The organism is Sphingomonas sp. MA1305, from assembly GCF_016107325.1.
Taxonomy (GTDB): Bacteria; Pseudomonadota; Alphaproteobacteria; order Sphingomonadales; family Sphingomonadaceae; genus Sphingomonas.
Genome location: NZ_RCVT01000008.1, coordinates 1 through 18,828 on the forward strand (window position 1 = coordinate 1; position 18,828 = coordinate 18,828).

Annotated in this window: 17 protein-coding genes and 2 pseudogenes; 15 read left to right on the forward strand and 4 right to left on the reverse strand. The window is 64.1% G+C overall.

Annotated features, from left to right (window positions below):
• Positions 1–263 precede the first annotated feature (263 nt).
• Both D9601_RS18925 and D9601_RS18930 read right to left on the reverse strand, forming a co-directional pair.
• The gene (locus D9601_RS18925; RefSeq protein WP_198355604.1) at positions 264–1,427 is read right to left on the reverse strand and encodes a TDT family transporter; all 1,164 of its coding nucleotides are present in this window, start codon (positions 1,425–1,427) and stop codon (positions 264–266) included.
• On the reverse strand, positions 1,424–2,296 hold the full coding sequence (locus D9601_RS18930; protein ID WP_198355605.1) for a LysR substrate-binding domain-containing protein: 873 nt from the start codon (positions 2,294–2,296) through the stop codon (positions 1,424–1,426). Before D9601_RS18930 ends, D9601_RS18925 begins: the two co-directional genes overlap by 4 nt.
• A gap of 212 nt (positions 2,297–2,508) precedes the next feature.
• On the opposite strand from D9601_RS18930, the gene D9601_RS18935 reads away from it, so the two are divergent.
• From D9601_RS18935 to D9601_RS18980, 10 genes are all read left to right on the forward strand, one after another.
• Positions 2,509–3,930 (forward strand): cytochrome ubiquinol oxidase subunit I, encoded by a 1,422-nt coding sequence (locus tag D9601_RS18935; RefSeq protein WP_198355606.1) that lies wholly within the window; start codon positions 2,509–2,511, stop codon positions 3,928–3,930.
• Positions 3,927–4,952: a cytochrome d ubiquinol oxidase subunit II gene (gene cydB / locus D9601_RS18940; RefSeq protein ID WP_198355607.1), complete on the forward strand. Its 1,026-nt coding sequence runs from the start codon at positions 3,927–3,929 to the stop codon at positions 4,950–4,952. Before D9601_RS18935 ends, cydB begins: the two co-directional genes overlap by 4 nt.
• Positions 4,952–5,068, forward strand: coding sequence for a DUF2474 family protein (locus D9601_RS18945; protein WP_173575250.1), 117 nt, complete (start codon positions 4,952–4,954; stop codon positions 5,066–5,068). The genes cydB and D9601_RS18945 overlap by 1 nt, the downstream gene beginning before the upstream one ends.
• Before the next feature lie 203 nt (positions 5,069–5,271).
• A complete protein-coding gene (locus tag D9601_RS18950; protein ID WP_198355608.1) occupies positions 5,272–6,207 on the forward strand; it encodes an MBL fold metallo-hydrolase in 936 nt (311 codons plus the stop codon).
• Between the two features lie 18 nt (positions 6,208–6,225).
• Positions 6,226–6,522: a hypothetical protein gene (locus tag D9601_RS18955; protein WP_061781379.1), complete on the forward strand. Its 297-nt coding sequence runs from the start codon at positions 6,226–6,228 to the stop codon at positions 6,520–6,522.
• Positions 6,523–6,539: 17 nt separating this feature from the next.
• Positions 6,540–7,349 (forward strand): DUF692 domain-containing protein, encoded by an 810-nt coding sequence (locus D9601_RS18960; protein WP_332838056.1) that lies wholly within the window; start codon positions 6,540–6,542, stop codon positions 7,347–7,349.
• 1 nt (position 7,350) lies between these two features.
• Entirely contained in the window at positions 7,351–8,046 is a 696-nt protein-coding gene (locus tag D9601_RS18965) for an HvfC/BufC family peptide modification chaperone (protein ID WP_198355609.1), read from the forward strand.
• Complete coding sequence (locus D9601_RS18970) at positions 8,043–8,723, forward strand: HvfX family Cu-binding RiPP maturation protein (RefSeq protein ID WP_198355610.1); 681 nt, start codon at positions 8,043–8,045, stop codon at positions 8,721–8,723. The genes D9601_RS18965 and D9601_RS18970 overlap by 4 nt, the downstream gene beginning before the upstream one ends.
• Positions 8,724–8,860: 137 nt before the next feature.
• The gene (locus D9601_RS18975; protein ID WP_198355611.1) at positions 8,861–9,877 is read left to right on the forward strand and encodes a malate dehydrogenase; all 1,017 of its coding nucleotides are present in this window, start codon (positions 8,861–8,863) and stop codon (positions 9,875–9,877) included.
• A 299-nt stretch (positions 9,878–10,176) separates the two neighbouring features.
• Positions 10,177–12,249 (forward strand): catalase, encoded by a 2,073-nt coding sequence (locus D9601_RS18980; protein ID WP_198355612.1) that lies wholly within the window; start codon positions 10,177–10,179, stop codon positions 12,247–12,249.
• A 36-nt stretch (positions 12,250–12,285) separates the two neighbouring features.
• On the opposite strand, the gene D9601_RS18985 is transcribed toward D9601_RS18980, so the two are convergent.
• Entirely contained in the window at positions 12,286–13,002 is a 717-nt protein-coding gene (locus D9601_RS18985; RefSeq protein ID WP_198355613.1) for a recombinase family protein, read from the reverse strand.
• A gap of 125 nt (positions 13,003–13,127) precedes the next feature.
• Here D9601_RS18985 and D9601_RS18990 point away from each other — a divergent pair, with 125 nt between their 5' ends.
• The 5 genes and pseudogenes from D9601_RS18990 to D9601_RS20250 form a co-directional block, all read left to right on the forward strand.
• Positions 13,128–13,490 carry an AbrB/MazE/SpoVT family DNA-binding domain-containing protein gene (locus D9601_RS18990; RefSeq protein WP_198355614.1) on the forward strand — a complete coding sequence of 121 codons (363 nt, stop codon included), beginning with the start codon at positions 13,128–13,130 and terminating at the stop codon, positions 13,488–13,490.
• Complete coding sequence (locus tag D9601_RS18995) at positions 13,483–13,881, forward strand: type II toxin-antitoxin system VapC family toxin (protein ID WP_116463056.1); 399 nt, start codon at positions 13,483–13,485, stop codon at positions 13,879–13,881. The genes D9601_RS18990 and D9601_RS18995 overlap by 8 nt, the downstream gene beginning before the upstream one ends.
• 405 nt (positions 13,882–14,286) lie before the next feature.
• Positions 14,287–17,175 carry a class I SAM-dependent DNA methyltransferase gene (locus D9601_RS19000; protein ID WP_145147071.1) on the forward strand — a complete coding sequence of 963 codons (2,889 nt, stop codon included), beginning with the start codon at positions 14,287–14,289 and terminating at the stop codon, positions 17,173–17,175.
• A gap of 80 nt (positions 17,176–17,255) precedes the next feature.
• The gene (locus tag D9601_RS19005; protein ID WP_198355615.1) at positions 17,256–17,504 is read left to right on the forward strand and encodes a hypothetical protein; all 249 of its coding nucleotides are present in this window, start codon (positions 17,256–17,258) and stop codon (positions 17,502–17,504) included.
• Positions 17,505–17,773: 269 nt separating this feature from the next.
• Positions 17,774–18,106, forward strand: a pseudogene (locus D9601_RS20250) (DMP19 family protein); the annotation flags it as partial.
• A gap of 200 nt (positions 18,107–18,306) precedes the next feature.
• On the opposite strand, the pseudogene istB reads toward D9601_RS20250, so the two are convergent.
• A pseudogene (gene istB, locus D9601_RS19010) lies at positions 18,307–18,825 on the reverse strand (IS21-like element helper ATPase IstB); the annotation flags it as partial.
• Positions 18,826–18,828 lie beyond the last annotated feature (3 nt).

The following is an 18,828-nucleotide window of genomic DNA, read 5'->3' on the forward strand; positions in this document are numbered from 1 at the left end:
CAACCGCCCCCGCCACGGGCATCGGGACAACGAAGCTAACTTATCAGCGGCCTGAAAACGGGGAGCAGGTCAGCCTTCGAAAAAAGTCATTCTTCCGCAGAGCTTGTCGTCGGTGTTGGTCAAGTCGGGGGGTGATCAGGGGCATTCGAGATCGGTACAGGAAAGCCGCTCGGCATCTACGCAATGGTCAACTGCAGCGGGGCTAAGACGGCTTCCATATCGAGGGTCGTCACATATCGTTCCGATCCCTTCAAGCGAGCGGTTCAGCGCGGGGTGGCGATACAGGGCGAGACGAATAGCCGGCCAGCCCAGGCCCCCGACAGCGTCTTGGCGCCCACCAGCAGCCACATCGCCGCGAGCGCCACCGTCAGCACCGTCCCGGTCACGCCGAAGAAGACGAGGTGCAGCGTCGTGCCGAGCCGGAAGGTCGCGACCGTGTAGACGCCGAGCGGGAAAGTATAGCCCCACCAGCCGAGGTTGAACGGCACGCCCGCCCGCCAGTAGCGGATCGTGATCAGCGTCGCGAGCAGCAGCCACCACAGGCCGAAGCCCCACAACAGCAGCCCCGCCACAGTGCCAAGGCCCTGCGCCAGGGCGCCGACCAGCCCCAGACCGTTTGCCGCCAGGATCGCGGGCGCATCGCCGCCCAGCACCAGCATGCCGAGCGCACCGGTCCCGATGGGTCCTAACGCCAGCCAAGAGGAAGCCGCCATGCTCTCGTGCGGCAGCTTGTGCAGCGCCATGCGCAGGATCAGGATGGCGAGGATGCCGAACGCCACCGGCACTGAATAGGCCCACAGCACGTAGGAGGTGGCGAGCACCACCATCTGCATGTGTGCGCCCACCAGGTGCGGCGCGAGCAGCCCGCCACTGGCGCCGGCGACCTCGGCCGCGACCACCGGCAGTAGCCACACTGCGGTCATACCATCCAAGTTGTGCTCGTGGCGCGTGAACATGAGGTAGGGGATCAGCACGCCGCAGGCGAGCGACATCGCCACGTCCAACCACCACAGGACCTGCGCCACGCCTACGATCCCGGGTCCGAAGCGGGCGATGCCGAAGGCGAGGCAGCCGTTGATGATCGTCGCCAGCCCCATCGGGATCGTGCCGATGAACATGGACACGGTGTTGTGGCCAAAGATGCGCTTGGCCTCATGCCCGAACAGAAGCCAGCGCGCGCCGTAAAGGCCGCTGAAAAGCATGAAGAGGCCGATGTTGAACAGCCACAGTGCCTCCCCGATCGGCTTCACCGCCGGGCCGATGCCCGGCATCTGCGGCAGGGCGAGCGCCAGGATGCCAGTGCCCATGGTCGCGGCGAACCAGTTGGGGGTGAACTGGCGGATCATCTCCCGCGGGTGTTCGAGCTGCACCAAAGGGCGCCAACCGCGGCTCACTTCTTGGAGGTTTCCGGTGTCGTCGGGCGTCATCTCGCCTGCTCCTTGATGAGGTCGGTCAACGCGTCGGCTGCCCGGGTGCGGTAGCGTTCCTTGTGGCGAAGCGCGTGGAACGGACGGTCGGGTAGGACGAACGGCAGCTCGGCGAGCGTGCCGGCCGCGAGTGCGGGCGCCACGACGAGGCGCGAGAGCGCCGCCACCCCTGCCCCGGCCTCTACCGCGGTCCGCACCGCCTCGTTCGAGGGCAAGGTCATCGTCACATCGAGACTTGCTGGATCGACGCCACGGCCACGTAGCACCTCCTCGAAGCTGGAGCGCGTGCCCGAGCCCTGCTCGCGTACGATCCAGCGTGCGGCACGGAGCCACGCCTCGTCGACTTGGGCCACGTCCGCTCGGCTAACCAAGACCATCGGATCCTGCCCCACGATCCAGTCGGCCAAGGCGGGCTCGTCGATTACGCCTTCCACGAAACCTAATTCGGCGGCCCCATCCAGCACCTGGGCAGCGGCGCCTTCCGTGTTGTCGATCGCGAGCTCGACCGCGATCTGCGGATGGCGTTCATGGAAAGCCGCCAGGATCGGTGGCAGCCAGTAGCTGGCGATGGTCTGGCTGGCGACCAACCTCAGCGTGCCGCGCGCCAGCCCCGCATAGTCGGCCAGCATCGTCTCGGCATGCGCGGCGCGGCCGAGCACGGAGCGTGCCTCGTCCAGGAAGCCGCGGCCTGCCTCAGTCAGCTGGATGCCACGGCCCACGCGATGGAACAGCGGGACGCCGTAGCGCCCCTCCAGCGCGGCGATCGCCCCAGAGGCAGCCGACTGCGTCACGTTGAGCGCCTCCGCGGCCCGCGTCATGTGCTCGCGTTCCGCCACGCCGACAAAGATCCGAAGCTGCTCAAGCGTCATTGTGTTGCCTCCTGTACCCACGAGATAGGCTTTGAGGATCGATCACACCAACCGTTTGTGGCGCTTGTTCCAATCACATGATCGTATCGATCTGCTGGCGACGAGAGGCGGCAGCCCAATCCGTTCCGTCAGCCGATCAAAATGATCTCAGCCGACGCAGTGATTTGCCGCCGCCTGCAACCTATCTGGAAGTCAGGAGGACACATCGTCCCATGCTCCAATCGCTCGACCCCGTCGTGCTCGCCCGTGCGCAGTTTGCGTTCACGGTGTCGTTCCATTTCATCTTCCCGGCCTTCTCGATCGGACTGGCGAGCTATTTGCTCGTACTGGAAAGCCTGTGGCTGCGCACGGGCAAGCAGCTCTATCTCGACCTGTTCCGCTATTGGGTGAAGATCTTCGCGGTGGCGTTCGGGATGGGCGTCGTGTCGGGCATCGTCATGTCCTACCAGTTTGGCACCAACTGGTCGGTGTTCTCGGCCAAGGCCGGGCCGGTGATCGGACCGATCATGGCCTATGAGGTCCTGACCGCCTTCTTCCTCGAAGCCGGCTTCCTCGGCGTCATGCTGTTCGGAATGAAGAAGGTCGGCCCGCGCCTTCATCTGCTCGCAACGGCGATGGTTGCACTCGGCACGCTGATCTCGGCCACTTGGATTGTCGATGCCAACAGCTGGATGCACACCCCTGCCGGGTTCGCAATCAATGCGCAGGGCCAGTTCGTGCCGGCCGGCTCATGGTGGCCGATCATTTTCAACCCGAGCTTCCCCTACCGCGTCGTCCACACCGTCATCGGCGCCTATCTCACCACCTCGCTGGTGGTGGGCGCGGTCGGAGCTTGGCACCTGCTGCGCGACGCCGGTGACGCGCACGCGCGCAAGATGTTCTCGATGGCGATGTGGATGGCGGCGCTGGTGGCACCGGTCCAGATCTTCGCGGGCGACACCCAGGGGCTCAACACCCTCCAGTATGAGCCGGCGAAGATCGCGGCGATGGAAGGGCATTTCGACAGCCATCCGCATGGCGCGCCGCTCGTTCTGTTCGGCATCCCCGATCCCGCACGCCACCGCATGGATCATGCCATCGAGGTGCCCAAGCTGTCTTCGCTCATCCTCAAGCACGACCTGAACGCGCCGCTGGCGGGGCTCGACGCCTTCCCCGCGAACCGCGTGCCGCCGGTCTCGATCCTGTTCTGGTCGTTCCGCCTCATGGTCGGGCTCGGCTTCGCAATGCTCGGCCTCGGCCTGTGGAGCCTGTGGGCGCGCTGGCGGGGGACACTGTTCGAGAACCGCTGGTTGCAGCGCGCCGCGATCCTGATGGGGCCTTCGGGCTTCGTCGCGGTGCTGGCAGGCTGGGTGACGACCGAGGTCGGCCGGCAGCCCTGGACGGTCTACGGCCATCTCCTCACCGCCCAGTCGCACTCCCCGCTCGCCGCGCCGGCCGTCGCCGCCTCACTCACCGCCTTCGTGCTGGTCTACTTCGCCGCCTTCGGCGCAGGCACCTGGTATATCCTGCGCCTGATGGCGCGCTCGCCCGACGCGGGCGAGCCAGAGCCCGCTCACATGCCGGTGCGCGCCGCGGGGATCACACCGGCGCCTGGCGTCGATGCCGACGGGCCGAAGGTGGAAGTGCACGCATGAGTTACGACCTCGACCTCTCGACCGCCTGGGCTTGCGTCATCGCCTTCGCGATCTTCGCCTACGTGGTGATGGACGGGTTTGATCTCGGCATCGGCATCCTGTTTCCAACTCTCAAGGTCGGCCCGGAGCGGGATGCGGCGATGAACAGCATCGCGCCCGTTTGGGATGGCAACGAGACCTGGCTGGTGCTGGGTGGTGGTGGGCTCCTGGCAGCGTTCCCGCTGGCCTATTCGATCATCCTGCCCGCGACCTACCCGCTCATTATCGCCATGCTGCTCGGGCTGGTGTTCCGCGGCGTGGCGTTCGAGTTCCGCTGGCGGCACGCGCCGCATCGCCCGCTCTGGGACGCGGCGTTCACCATCGGCTCGGTCGTTGCGACGCTAGCGCAGGGCATCGCGCTCGGCGCCATTCTTCAGGGTATCTCGGTGCGGAGCGATGCTGCTGCGGGCGGTTGGACCTATGCCGGTGGCTGGCTCGACTGGCTATCACCGTTTTCGCTGCTCACCGGCGCGTCGCTGCTCGTCGGCTATGCGCTGCTCGGCGCATGCTGGCTGGTGTGGAAAACGGAAGCGTCGGGTCAGGCACATGCCCGGCGCATGGCGTTCTGGTTGGCGATCGCCATGCTGGTCGCGCTCGCTGCAGTGAGCGCCGCCACGCCCTTCCTCAGCTATGCCTACTGGCGGCGCTGGTTCGCGGTCCCCGGCGTGTTTGTGACGGCGCAGGTGCCGCTGCTTGTACTCGTCACCGCCGTGCTGTTCTTCCGCTCGCTGGCACGTGGCGGCGAGCGCCTGCCATTCCTGCTCGCGCTCGGGCTGTTCCTGCTCGGGTTCGTCGGGCTCGGGGTCAGCATGTATCCTTACATCGTGCCGCAGAGCCTGACGATCTGGCAGGCCGCCGCGCCCGCGCAGAGCCAAGTGTTCATGCTCGTCGGCGCCGCCGTCATCATTCCCACGATTTTGGCCTATACTGGCTGGGCCTATTGGGTGTTCCGCGGCAAGGTTGCCGCCGAGGGGTATCACTGATGCAGGCGCCGCTCTGGCAGCGTCTCGCGTGGCTGGGCGCGATCTGGCTGGCGAGCGTCGCCGCACTCGGCTTGGTGGCCGGACTGCTACGGTGGTGGCTGATGGGTTCAGCCTAAACGGTGGCCAAGCGCTCCAAGCGCTCCAATCGATCCCAATACGAGATCAAAACTATCGGACCAAACGGTTGGATTGATTTGATAGGCCGAGGCATCTCCTTGTCATGGTTTCAACCCTCTCAGCCGTGACCGCGCAACTCTCCGTATCCGGTGTGAAAACCCGGCTCGGCGATGCCAATCCCGGAGCATCAAGGATCCCTCTGATGAAAAAGCTCTTGCGTAGCCTGCCCATGGCTGCCGCCTTTGCCATGGCATCGCCGTCGATGGCGCAGGAGGTCCCGCAATGCGGCACAAGCGGTGTTGCGCTGCAACTGCTCGGCTCGGGCGGGCCGATCTCCGACGATGCGCGCGCTTCGTCCGGGGCGATCATCTGGATCAACGGCAAGGCGCGCATCCTGATCGATGCCGGCGGCGGTACCTATCTGCGCTACGGCCAGTCGGGCGCGCGGCTGGAGGACCTCGACTTCATCGGCATCTCGCATTTCCACACGGATCACAGCGCCGATCTGCCCGCGATCCTGAAGGGCGGCTATTTCCTTGCGAACAGCCATGCGGTGAGGCTGGTCGGCCCGACGGGCAACGCCAATTTCCCCAGCATGACCGGCTTCTTCCAGCGCGAGTTCGGTAAGGGTCATGGCTCGTTCGCCTATCTGTCGGGCCTGTCCTCGGCCAGCGAGGGATTGAAGCTCGACGTCCATGCATTTGACGTCAATGTCGCCAAGCCGGTGCCGACGCTGGTATGGCGGGGTGATGGCGTGACCATCACTGCCCTGGGCATTCCCCACGGCGACGTCCCCGCGCTGGCCTTTCGCATCGCCACGCCCAAGGGGGTGATCGTGCTGTCCGCCGACCAGAACGGCAGCCGGCGCGAGTTCCTCGATTTCGCGCGCGGTGCCGACATCCTGATGATGCCGGCGGCGATCGACGACGATGCCGATGCCGCCTCGCGCTTCCTGCACGCCCCGCCGACCGTGGTGGGCAAGATCGCCGCGGCAACGCACCCCAGGATGCTGGTGCTGGACCACTTCATGGGCCGGTCGCTGCGCGACAAGGATCACAACATCCAGATCATCCGCGGCTTCTACCACGGCCCGGTCGCCGCGGGACGCGACCTGTCCTGTTTTCCCTTGTCCCGCTGACCCCAAGGAGTTGTTGTCATGAAGCGTGAACTGATCCTCGGCATCGCCGTCACATCGCTGGCAGCCAGCGCGGCGCAGGCGGCAGAAGCCGCACCCGCCGCGACCACCACCGCCAGCCCGGCGGCGCACGGCGGCGGCAAATGCGCCAGCGGCAAGTGCGGCACGGAAAAGATCTATGCCCAGACCAAGCTGAAGCAGGATCCCAGCGGCCAGCTGGTCCGCGCCCGCGACGGCCAGTGCGGCCTGAGCGGCAAGGGATACAAGGTCGCCCAGACCAGCCAGGACCGGCTGGCCGAGGGCGTATGCGGCCGCTGAGTGCCACCGCCCGCGGCGTGGGCCTTCGTCCGGAACTGGTCGCGCCCTTGTGCGACCAGCCCCGGCGGCGGGACATCGATTTCCTGGAGATCGCGCCGGAGAACTGGCTGGGGATCGGCGGGCGCAAGCGCGACCAGTTGGACCGCCTCGCCGACCTTTATCCGCTGGTGGCGCACGGGCTGAGCCTGTCGATCGCGGATCCGCGACAGCTGAACCGGGATTTCCTCGCCGATGTCCGGCGTTTCCTCGACGATTACGGCATCGCCCTGTACAGCGATCACCTCAGCCTGTCGCGCGACGAGACCGGCTATCTCTACGATCTGCTGCCGGTGCCCCGGCGGGCGTCCAACCTCGATTACCTGGCCGATCGCATCGACCAGGTGCAGGATGCGACCGGGCGCCGGCTCGTGCTGGAGAACATTTCCTATTATCACGGCTTCCCGGACCAGATGCCGGAGGCCGAGTTCGTCTCTGCGCTGGTCGAACGGTCGGGCTGTGGCCTCCTGCTGGACATCAACAACGCTTATGTGAACGCGCACAACCATCACGAGGATGCGCTGGCGTTCGTCACCGCGCTGCCGTCCGATGCGATCGTTTATTACCATATCGCCGGGCATCTGGAGCTGGAGGACGGCACGTTGCTCGACACCCACGGCACGCCGGTCGCCGATGCGGTGACCGCGCTTGGCCGGGCGGTGTGGCAGCATCACGGGGCGCGGCCGCTGCTGCTGGAGCGCGATAATTTCGTACCCTCGCTCGACGAGCTGGCGGAGGAGGTGGCGGCGGTGCAGGCCGCGATGGCGGAGCCGGCTCATGCGCTCGCCTGACGTGGCGGCGCCCGACCGGCTGCTTATCGAGATCGCCGATCTTGCCGGCCGGGCGCGGCGTGATCCCCGCGACCTGTACGGGCAATTGTTGCGCGAGAACGTCGCCGACGCCATCCGCTGCAGTTTCCCCGCCGTGGCACGCATGGCGGGCGAGGTCGTGGTGGCCGCGGCGGCGGATGCCTTCGTCGCCGCGCATCCCGCGAGCCGGCCGCAATTCCACCAGATCGCCACCGAATTCGTGCTGTTCGCGCAAGGGCAGCCGGTGCTGCCGCCCGCGCTGATGCCCCTTGTCGAATATGAATGGGTGTTGCTCCAGGTGGAAATCGACCCGGCGGCGCTGTCGGGCGATGCCGCAGGGAGCACCGACGCGGCTGGGCCGGTCACGGCCAATCCTACGCTGCGCGTGGTCATGCTGCCGTTCGATCCCGCGCTCATCGATGCGAACGACAGCCTCACACCCGCGCGACTGCGTCCGCACGGGGTGTACCGGACGCGCGAGCATCATGTCCTTACCCGCCCGCTGACCGTCAGCGACTGCCTGCTGCTGGATCGCCTGGAGCAGGAAGAGACGATGACATCGCGAGCGCTGGCCGAAGCCGTCGAACCCTCCCTCTCACCGCTGGTGTCCGACTGGGTCGAACAAGGCCTTGCCGACCAGCTTCTTGTTCTCGCCGATCAGAAGGACACTTTCCGATGATGATTTTCCGCTGGCTGGATACCGCGTTCCGCCGTGTCCAGCTGCTCGATTTCCTGCCGCTGCTTGCGATCCGGATCTATCTGCTGCCGATCTTCTACGAAGGTGCCCATGCCAAGCTGACGGGCTTCTCCGCGCTGGTACAATGGTTCGGGGCACCCGCAGCCCAGGGCGGGCTCAACATGCCGGCTCCGCTGCTCATGGCGACGCTGGCCACCGCGACGGAAACGGCCGGGTGCATCTGTCTCGCGCTTGGCCTCTTCACGCGGCTGATCTCGATCCCGCTGATGGTGACCATGACGGTTGCCGGGCTGTCGGTTCATTGGTCGCATGGCTGGGCTGCGATCGCGGGCAAGACGGCGGAGTCGACCCTGCGCTTCCAGGCTTTCATGGAGTGGCTTGCGCAGAACTTCCCTGGCCGCTTCAACTATATCACCAAGCTTGGCGATCCGATCATCCTGAATAATGGGATCGAGTTCACCGTGACCTATGTCATCATGCTGGCCGTCCTGCTCTTCTATGGCGCTGGTCGGTTTCTCAGCCTGGACTATTGGATCGCACGTGGGCGACCACTGCTGTTCGGTTGGTTGCTGCCTGCCTACCATGATGCGGCGCTTGTGCGTCCGACCGGTTCGCCGCCGATGCCACAACCGACGGGCTATCCGGCTCCGGCGATCTAAGCGGGAGAAGAGCCGTCTACATAGGTTGACGCGCCCCCTCCCGAGACAAGACAACCTGACGGCGGAGAGCGGGCCGCCATCCTCGCTCCGCTCCCCCCGCCCTCTTCCTAGCCAAGCTTCACCCAAGGACTTCCGCCATGTCAGCCAAGCCTCCCGTCCACATCGCCATCAGCGGCGCCGCCGGCCAGATCTGCTACGCGCTCCTATTCCGGATCGCGTGTGGCGACCTACTTGGCCCCGACCAGCCGGTCCGGCTTCAGCTCCTCGACCTCGAGCAGGCGCTGCCGGCAGTCTGGGGCGTGGTGATGGAGCTTGAGGACTGCGCTTTCCCGCTGCTCGAAGGGGTGGACGTCACCGCCGATCCGCACGTCGCGTTCGCCGACATCGACGCCGCGTTCCTGGTCGGATCCCGGCCTCGCTCGAAGGGCATGGAACGCCGCGACCTCCTCGCCGCCAATGCCGCCATCTTCCGTACGCAAGGCCAGGCTCTGGACCGGGCCGCGAAGCGGGAAGCCAGGGTGCTGGTTGTCGGCAACCCGGCCAATACCAACGCCTGGGTGCTGGCCGAGCACGCGCCCGGCTTCGCCCGCGACAACATCACTTCGATGATCCGGCTCGACCACAATCGCGCCGCCAGCCAGCTGGCGACACAGGCGAACGTCAACGTGGGCGAGATCGAGCGGCTCGCGGTCTGGGGCAACCATTCGCCCACCATGTATGCCGACTGGACGAACGCCGTCGTCGGCGGCGAGCCCCTGCCCCGCCTGATCGGCGACCCCGACTGGTGCACCGACACGTTGATCCCGCAGGTGGCGCAGCGCGGCACCGCGATCATCGAGGCGCGCGGCGCATCCTCGGCCGCGTCCGCCGCCAATGCCGCGCTCGATCATATGCGGGACTGGCTGCTTGGGTCGGACGGACGATGGGTGTCGATGGGCCTGTCCTCGACCGGCGAGTACGATATTCCGGAGGGGCTGATGTGCGGTGTGCCTGCGATCTGCTCGCCCGGATCGGTCGAGCGAGTGTCCGGGCTTCGGCTCGACGACTTCCAGCATATGATGATCCAGCGCAGCGTCGCCGAACTCGTGCAGGAGCGCGACGCGGTTTCACTTCTCCTCAAGGAACAGTCGGTTTCCAGCGCTGATCGGAGGTAGGCGCATGCAAGACATCGAGGATGAGCGGGCACGTCCTCCACGACGCGAACGCGCGGAGCATCTCCAGTTGGCTACGCTTTATAGGGCAGAGTTCGCTTCTCGTGCTGTTATTCGCCGCGGCAAGCTGAGCATTCTTCCGCCCGACAGCGCCCGTCGGGGACAGTCGGATCAGATAGGTCCTGTCCGCATGGACGCGTGAACAAATCGATGCTCATGCAAAGCGCGGCCGTTATCTGGCTTCGCGAGCAACCCTAAGGATTTGATATCGTTACCCTCTAACAAGCTATTCGAGGTTTCTCATGACGGACGTCCATCAGACTAAATTCGGCAACGGCGGCGAGCCGCACCAGCAGCCGCTCGGTGCGGATGACGTGCTGACTACCAACCACGGCGTTCCCGTGAGCGACAATCAGAACAGCCTGAAAGCCGGAAAGCGGGGTCCGACGCTGCTCGAGGATTTCGTGCTGCGCGAGAAGATCTTTCATTTCGATCACGAGCGTATTCCGGAGCGGATCGTCCACGCGCGAGGGTCGGGTGCCCATGGAGTGTTCGAAGCGACGGACGACATCAGTGACCTCTCACGGGCTGCGGTATTCACCAAGGGTGAGAAGACCGAGGTGTTCGTCCGCTTCTCGACGGTGACGGGTGGAGCCGGTTCGGTGGACACGCCTCGCGACGTTCGCGGCTTCGCGGTCAAGTTCTACACCCGCGAAGGCAATTGGGACCTTGTCGGCAACAACATTCCGGTGTTCTTCATCCAAGACGCGATCAAGTTTCCCGACCTGATCCATTCGGTGAAGATGGAAGCCGATCGCGCCTATCCGCAGGCGGCGACTGCTCATGACACCTTCTGGGACTGGGCGTCGCTGATGCCCGAGACGACCCACATGTTGATGTGGGCGATGTCGGATCGCGTGCTGCCGCGTTCGTTCCGCATGATGGAGGGGTTCGGCGTCCATACCTTCCGGCTCGTCAACGCGGAAGGGCAATCGAGCTTCGTCAAGTTTCATTGGAAACCACGGCTGGGCCTTCAGTCGACGATCTGGGACGAGGCAAACAAGCTCCAGGCGGCGGACAATGATTTTCAGAGGCGCGACCTATGGGAAGCGATCGACACCGGCGCCTTTCCGCAGTGGGATCTGGGCATCCAGGTGTTCGATCAGGCGTTCGCCGAGGCCCAGCCCTACGACGTGCTGGATGCGACCAAGCTGATTCCCGAGGAGGACGTGCCCGTCCGGGTCATCGGTACGCTGACCCTGAACCGCAATCCTGACAATTTCTTCGCCGAGACCGAACAGGTCGCATTCCTGCCGACGAACATCGTGCCGGGGATCGACTTCACCAACGATCCGCTGCTGCAGGGGCGTTTGTTCAGCTATCTGGATACGCAGAAGTCGCGGCTCGGCACGACCAACTTCCATCAGATCCCGATCAATGCGCCGCGGTGTCCCTTTGCGAACTTCCAGCGCGACGGCCTGATGCAGACGCAGGTGCCCAAGGGACGTGCGAATTACGAGCCGAACAGTCTGGCGGAGCATGGCGAGGAGGGCGGCCCGCGCGCGAGCATGGAGCGTGGGTTCGTCACGACCAACGCGGCGACCGGCGCGGACGAGGAGGGCGACAAGCTTCGGGTTCGTGCCGAGTTGTTCGCGGACCACTATAGCCAGGCGCGTCTGTTCTATCGCTCGCAAACAGAAAGCGAGCAGGCGCATATCGCGTCGGCCTATGTCTTCGAGCTGTCGAAGGTGGGTCTGCTCGACAAGGTGCCTGTGCGGATGGTCGCCAATCTGCGCAACGTCGACGAGGACCTGGCGCGCCGGGTCGCTGATGGGCTGGGAATCGATCTTCCCGAGCCCACGCCGGCTGCCCGGCCGACGATCGATATGGCGCCTTCGAATGCGCTGTCGATCCACAAGAACATGAAGCCGCTCCTCGAAGGTCGTGCCGTCGGCATCCTGATCGCCGATGGTACGGATGCTGACGCGCTGGCCAAGCTCGTCGCTGCGATCGAGGCCGAGAAGGGTAAGGCGGTGATCGTCGCGCCGAAGATCGGCACCACTTTGTCCGACGGCAGCAAGCGCAAGGCGGACGGCCAGCTGGCCGGCACCCCAAGCCAGATATTCGATGCTGTCGCAATCCTGGTGAACGAGGAGGGATGCGCTTCGCTACTGAAGCAGGGGCCGGCCATTCAGTTCGTCATGGATGCCTTCGGGCATCTGAAGGCGATCGGCATGACGGGGGCTGCGAGGCCGTTGCTCGAGAAGGCGGGGGTCGAGCCGGACGATGGCGTCGTCGACATCGATCACGCCTTCCTGAACGCGGCGGCAAAGCGCTTCTACGACCGTGAACCGGACGTGCGTCTTCTCGCCTGAAATATTACGGCCCCACGTCTCGCGGCGTGGGGCCGCTTAGCCTTCAACGATTCTCTGCCGTTGATCAAATTGATTAGTGGTCAGTTCGTCCTTTGACGGCGCGTGAATAGAAGACTTCGCCCGGTGCAAAGCTGTCACGCGTTTAACCTGAGCAATACTACATCCCGCTAGCTCGGCAGTACGAGTGATGCTCATGCCAGCATCTCGAAGAGCGATAATGCGACGGTGATGCGCAAGGTCTGGCTTTCGCCCGGTGTACCGCCCTGCCCGCTTCGCGATCTCGATCCCTTCACGCTGCCGCTCCCGGCGCGTCTCGTAATCGTCGCGTGCGGATTGCAGCGCTAAACGCAGTAGCATGTCCTGCACCGCTTCGAGCACAATCCGGGCGACCCCGGCACTGTCAGCCACGAGATCGGTTAAGTCCACGATTCCCGGCACGGCGAGCCGCGCCCCCTTCCCTCTTATTGCGTCGACTAACAGCTCCGCTTCGGCGAGCGGCAGACGGCTGATCCGGTCAATTTTCTCCGCGATCACCACTTCGCCCGGCTGGAGGTCGGCGACCATGCGTAGCAGTTCCGGTCGGTCGGGTCGCGCGCCCGACGCCTTCTCCCGGTAGACCGCCGCCACATAGAAGCCCGAGGCGCGGGCGCCGGCAACGATCGCCTCCTGGCGGGCTAGGTCCTGCTGTTCGGTGCTGACCCGGAGGTAGATGCGTGCCGCCTGGATCACGTTCGGTCTTGAGGTGCCGCTCATCGTTCCCCGGCTCCCATGAGTATACCCTTGTGAGCCAGTCATGCCCCAGTCGGCTCAGAACGGCAACTACCGATCCTACGTAGCGTAGCCAAGCGGACCGGGTCTAAGTAGCTGCTCCATCATCGATGAACGCTATTTCGGTGATCGGCCGTGCATCGATCCCTACCTGCGCACTGGCGTCCGACTTTGTTCTCCGGTATAAAGCCGTTGGACAGGTCGGAACAGCGGGTTTGGTGCAGATGGAAGCACAGAGGGTCAAGATCGTGGACGGTGGTAAGCTCGTTATCCCGGCAGCAATGCGCCGTGAGCTCGGGATCACCACGGGTGACACCGTTCTCGTCGATGTGGACGATGGCGAGTTGCGGGTACGTTCCGTACCTAAGGCACTTGAGCGTGCTCGCGCGATCCTGCGCAAGTATGTGCCCGAAGGTGTCGGCTTGGCTGACGAGCTGATCGCGGAGCGTCGGCGTGAGGCGGAGCGTGAGTAGCAAAGTCGTACTCGACGCCTCCGCCCTGCTCTGCCTTCTGAACGATGAACCCGGTGCGGATCGGGTAGTCGACGTCCTGACCCGCAGCATCATCGGAACGGCCAATCTCGCTGAGGTCGTTTCCAAGCTTCGGGACCGGGGATTGCCGCTCGACGAGGTGCGTGAGGCGCTTGGCGGGCTGCACCTCGATGTCCGGCCGCTCACTCCTGCCCAGGCACTCATAGTAGGCGACCTCCGGCCAGCAACGAAGGCGCTCGGTCTGTCTCTCGGCGATCGGGCGTGCCTTGCCTTGGCGATCGACTTGCAGGCCGAGATGCTCACGACGGACGGACCACTAGCGAGCGCTGATGTAGGCATCACCATCACCAACGTGCGCCCTCCGGCAGAGTAGTCGCACATTCGTGCTTTTGGGTGCGGCAGGCTCACGCGGATGCGGCGCGGTCGACCAGTGCGCCCGACGTCCACTGGTTAAGGCACAAATCTACTCTTTTCTGGTGCTGCTGTGGACGGATTACGTCCACTATTTCAGGGAAACCTACAATCGCAAAGCCGGAAGCAGCTGCCATACTGCCGATGTTGCGTCGCCGGCGTCTGGTAATGCCGGAAATACGACTATGTTCGCCGGATGCGGACGCTCGATCGAGTTCAGTCCGCCGGACTCGCTCCAGCGGGTGCCGGATGGGCGCCATGTGGGCGTGGCGTCGGTCCACGAGGCTGACCGCTGCTCCAGCGCGATTGCCCGGGGAGCACAATCAGTTATGCCCTGCATCCTCCCCGCTGCTTCGATTTGGATGTTATGACGCCCTACGACTTTCTCACCAAGTGGCGTGCGAACGAACTGAAGGAGCGGTCGGCGTCACAGAGCCACTTCATCGATCTCTGCGCGCTCCTTGGCTTGCCAGATCCGGTGTCGGCCGATCCTACGGGTGACTGGTTCACCTTCGAGAAGGGTGCCAGCAAAACGAGCGGCGGAGAGGGGTGGGCCGATGTCTGGCGCAAAGGCTGCTTCGCCTGGGAATATAAAGGACGTCATGCCAATCTCGACAAGGCGAACGCCCAACTGCTTCAATATGCGGTAGCCCTGGAGAATCCGCCGCTGCTGATCGTGTCCGACATGGCCCGAATCGTCATCCGGACCAACTGGACCAACAGCGTGCAGGAAAAGCACGAATTTGTGCTCGACGACCTGGTGGACGCTGCGGTGCGGGACCGGCTCAGGGCCGCGTTTCTTGATCCGGAGGTCTTCCGTCCCAAAAAGTCGCGTCAGGAACTCACCGAGGAAACGGCCGCTGAGTTCGCCGGACTGGCTCAGCGGTTGCGTGATCGCGGCCACGAGCCGCACGACGTGGCGCATTTCGTCAATCGCTTGGTATTCTGCATGTTCGCGGAGGATGTTGGCCTCCTCCCGGATCACCTGTTTACTAAAATGCTCGAGGTGAGCCGCCGCAGCGTAGACGAGTTTTCGCAAAACGCCTCGACGCTATTCGGCGCTATGGCCCATCGTGGCGGCAAGGTCGGTTTCACCGCTATCGAGTGGTTCAACGGCGGGTTATTTGAGAACGACGCCGTTCTGCCTGTGACAGCGGACGACATCGAGCAGCTTCTACGCGCAGCCGGGCGAGACTGGAGCCAGGTCGACCCGTCTATCCTTGGTACGTTGTTCGAGCGCGGGCTCGATCCCGCAAAGCGCAGCCAATTGGGCGCGCATTACACCGATCGCGACAAGATCATGGCGATCGTGCGCCCTGTGATCATCGAGCCCATGGAGGCCAGGTGGGCCGAAGCCAGAGCCCGTATGACCACGCTCGTCGAGAATGCCCCCCGTCAAACCAAGGAAAAGCTTCTTCGCGGCGCCGAGCTGGGCAAGCGCACCCGCGCGCTTGCCGAGGCTGCGGCAATCCACGAATCCTATATTGAGCAGCTGGCACAGTACCGAGTCCTCGATCCCGCCTGCGGGTCGGGCAACTTCCTTTATGTCGCGCTGCGGGCGCTCAAGGACATAGAGCACAGAGCCAATCTCGATTCCGAGGCGCTCGGCTTGCCCCGGGGCTTTCCGCGCGTTGGCCCCGAATGCGTGCTCGGGATTGAGCTTAACCCGTATGCTGCGGAGCTCGCGAGAGTTTCGGTCTGGATCGGCGAAATCCAGTGGATGCGGCGGAATGGGTTTGATGCCGCCAAGAACCCCATCCTTCGACCACTCGAGACAATCGAGTGTCGAGACGCGGTACTCCGGGAGGATGGCACACGTGCCGAATGGCCGACTGCAAATGCCGTGATTGGAAATCCTCCCTTCCTGGGCAACAAGAAGATGATCGCCGAGCTCGGTGAGGACTATACTCGCGCACTCCGCGAGGCGTGGCCCGAGGTGCCCGGAGGCGCTGATCTCGTCTGTTATTGGTTCGCTGCAGCGTGGTCGATGATGGCCGGGGAACGCCTGGATCGCGCAGGGCTCGTGACAACGAATAGCATTCGAGGAAGTGCAAACCGTGATGTCCTAAAGCCGGTCGTTGACCAGGGGCGCATCTTCGCTGCTTGGAGTGACGAAGGATGGACGGTCGAGGGAGCGGCGGTTCGGGTGTCGCTGGTGTGCTTCGACCGTGACCATGGGCTGCCCGCTCAGCTGAACGGCGTCCCGGTCGGTCGGATCTTTGCCGATCTGTCAGCCGAGCGCGGCGGTGCCGATCTCACGACTGCGGCCCGCCTCGCAGCGAACCGGAACGTCGCGTTTCAAGGTCCGGTCAAGGTTGGGCCGTTCGATGTGGAAGGGGAAACCGCAAGGAGCTGGCTGAGGAAGCCCAAGAATCCGAATGGCCGTTTGAACGCAGAGGTTGTGCGCCCACTCCTAAATGGCATGGATATAACTAGACGGCCTTCTGATCGGTGGATCGTCAACTTCGGCGAGATGGCTCTCGACGAAGCCGCGTTCTTCGAGGCTCCATTCGAGTATGTCAGAACCGATGTGAAACCTTTGCGGGATCGCAATCGTGACGAGGGCCGGCGTGAGAACTGGTGGCGTTTGGGTAGGTCCGGACGTGACATGGCCGAGGCATGCGCTGGTCTCACGAGAGCGATTTTTACCCCCCGTGTCGCAAAGCACCGCCTGTTCGTTTGGGCGCAGCCGCTTACCGTGCCAGACAGCCGCGTGGCTGTTATCGCCCGAGACGACGATACTACCTTTGGCATCTTACATTCCCGTTTTCACGAGCTGTGGTCGTTGGCGCTTGGCGGCTGGCATGGCGTCGGAAACGACCCCCAATATACACCCTCTCTCGGGTTCGAGACCTTCCCATTTCCTGATGGTCTGACGCCAAACCGACCGGCTGCCGGTTATGCCGATGATCCTCGAGCCCAAGCAATAGCTTCGGCTGCAGCGCGGCTAAACGACGGTCGCGAAAGCTGGCTCAACCCGGAAGAGCTGATTATCCGGATTCCGGAGGTCGTAGCGGGTTATCCCGATCGTCTTATCCCCAAGGATGAGGATGCCGCAAAGGAACTCAAAACGCGGACGCTGACCAACCTGTACAATGCACGGCCGCAGTGGTTAGCCAATGCTCATGCAGTGCTCGATGAAGCCGTTGCAGATGCCTATGGATGGGGGGACGATTGGCGTTCCGGGCGCCTCTTAGACGATGAGGTTTTGTCGCGGCTTTTCCAGCTAAATCAGGAACAGCATCAACGGCGGTGAGGAACTGGCTCGCGCCTGCGTTGGAGCAGAGCCTCTTCCCCCGCGTTCTCCCGTCTACCAAACTGCTCAGACGGGAGATCATGATGGAGCAACCGGGTCTGCATGGACGTCACCGTGACAAGAACGGTGAGATCAGCCGCAAACATGGCAACACTCTCGTGAGGACCCTGCGGAAGATCTATGGGTCATCGTTCGCCCAAGGCGCGGAGCCGAATGAGAAGCTGTCCGACTTGCTGGCCGAGATGGACGAGCCATCGCTGACCAAGTTGGTTCATGACCATGAGCATGGCCATCTCGAACGGAAGATTGGCGAAGCCGAGGCCGCCTAACCTGTACTGGTCGCGCGGAGGCGAGCCTTGCGTCGGCTTTCGCGTGATCACTCCAACTCCCCCCTTGTGCGAACCAGCGTCCCTGTCACCATCGGCAGGCGTGAGCCGGCGTGACGTTACTGGCCGGCCATCACCGGAGCCACAGGGGGGAAGTTATGGCGCTATTCGGCTGGGGCAAACGCCCCACGCGCGCGGTTCCTGAGCAGCCGTTCCACGCGGCACGTGTGCCGATGGCGCAGTCCATCATGGACAGCCACAATCCGTCCTACATGACGGAAACCGTTGTCGAGATCGTCAACCGGCTTCTGTTCGACGGCGGATTCACGCGCGCCGAGCTGCCCCCCGAGCTGCTGATGGGCTATAGCGTCGACTACTACCTCGCCCAGGTGAACAACGGTGGCCACGCCCAATTCGGGCACAACAGCAGGCTGGTCGAAGGCACCCTCAGCGACATCAGGCAAGGCCTGGTCGCGATGGGCGACCTTGAAGCTGCGGGTATCTTTGCAGACTTCGAGGCGTATCGCCGCGACGATCCGGCCGGCTTCACTCAGGGCTTGACCGATGGGTGGAAGAACCCGGTGATGAAGTCGCTCGACGACCGCTTCTACGCAGGTCTTTCGAAGAGGCTTGTCAATCGGCGTCCAAAAAGGACCCTCTATCGGCGTGCAAAAGGGACCCCCTTCGTCAAGCAGCGTGACGGGTATGAGGGTCGCACCGTTTGCGCTGGTTGCGGCGTAGGGCGGGCGCAGCCCGACCGGAGGCGCAACCAGCGCAAAGCGTCCTCTTCGGGGTGCCCCGGGCGTCAGCTTCGGTGTTTGAAGCGCCAGCTGTCGTTGCCGGTTTCAACGATGTCGCAATGGTGGGTAATGCGGTCGAGCAGCGCGGTGGTCATCTTGGGGTCGCCAAAGACCGTCGGCCATTCACCAAAGGCGAGGTTCGTCGTGACGATGACGGAGGTCTGCTCATAGAGCTTGCTGACGAGGTGGAAGAGCAGCTGACCGCCCGAGCGGGCAAAAGGCAGGTAGCCGAGCTCATCGAGCACCACGAGGTCGAGCCGGGAGAGCTGGGCCGCCAGCGTGCCGGCCTTGCCGAGGCGCGTTTCCTCCTCGAGCCGGTTCACCAGGTCGACCGTGTTGAAGTAGCGCCCGCGGGCGCCGGCCCGCACCACGTTGGCGGTAATGGCGGTGGCAAGGTGCGTCTTGCCGGTGCCCGTTCCGCCGACCAGCACGACGTTGCGCCGACCGGAGAGGAACGAGCCGCTGTACAGTGAGCGCACCAGCCCTTCGTTGATGGGAGTGTCGCCGAAGACGAAGGCGTCGAGGGG

Excerpts from the sequence above, each read along its gene's own strand:
- D9601_RS18925 (WP_198355604.1), bottom strand. The coding sequence starts at position 1,427 with ATGACGCCCGACGACACCGGAAACCTCCAAGAAGTGAGCCGCGGTTGG.
- D9601_RS18930 (WP_198355605.1), bottom strand. The coding sequence starts at position 2,296 with ATGACGCTTGAGCAGCTTCGGATCTTTGTCGGCGTGGCGGAACGCGAG.
- D9601_RS18935 (WP_198355606.1), top strand. The coding sequence starts at position 2,509 with ATGCTCCAATCGCTCGACCCCGTCGTGCTCGCCCGTGCGCAGTTTGCG.
- cydB (WP_198355607.1), top strand. The coding sequence starts at position 3,927 with ATGAGTTACGACCTCGACCTCTCGACCGCCTGGGCTTGCGTCATCGCC.
- D9601_RS18945 (WP_173575250.1), top strand. The coding sequence starts at position 4,952 with ATGCAGGCGCCGCTCTGGCAGCGTCTCGCGTGGCTGGGCGCGATCTGG.
- D9601_RS18950 (WP_198355608.1), top strand. The coding sequence starts at position 5,272 with ATGAAAAAGCTCTTGCGTAGCCTGCCCATGGCTGCCGCCTTTGCCATG.
- D9601_RS18955 (WP_061781379.1), top strand. The coding sequence starts at position 6,226 with ATGAAGCGTGAACTGATCCTCGGCATCGCCGTCACATCGCTGGCAGCC.
- D9601_RS18970 (WP_198355610.1), top strand. The coding sequence starts at position 8,043 with ATGATGATTTTCCGCTGGCTGGATACCGCGTTCCGCCGTGTCCAGCTG.
- D9601_RS18975 (WP_198355611.1), top strand. The coding sequence starts at position 8,861 with ATGTCAGCCAAGCCTCCCGTCCACATCGCCATCAGCGGCGCCGCCGGC.
- D9601_RS18980 (WP_198355612.1), top strand. The coding sequence starts at position 10,177 with ATGACGGACGTCCATCAGACTAAATTCGGCAACGGCGGCGAGCCGCAC.
- D9601_RS18985 (WP_198355613.1), bottom strand. The coding sequence starts at position 13,002 with ATGAGCGGCACCTCAAGACCGAACGTGATCCAGGCGGCACGCATCTAC.
- D9601_RS18990 (WP_198355614.1), top strand. The coding sequence starts at position 13,128 with ATGAACGCTATTTCGGTGATCGGCCGTGCATCGATCCCTACCTGCGCA.
- D9601_RS19000 (WP_145147071.1), top strand. The coding sequence starts at position 14,287 with ATGACGCCCTACGACTTTCTCACCAAGTGGCGTGCGAACGAACTGAAG.
- D9601_RS19005 (WP_198355615.1), top strand. The coding sequence starts at position 17,256 with ATGATGGAGCAACCGGGTCTGCATGGACGTCACCGTGACAAGAACGGT.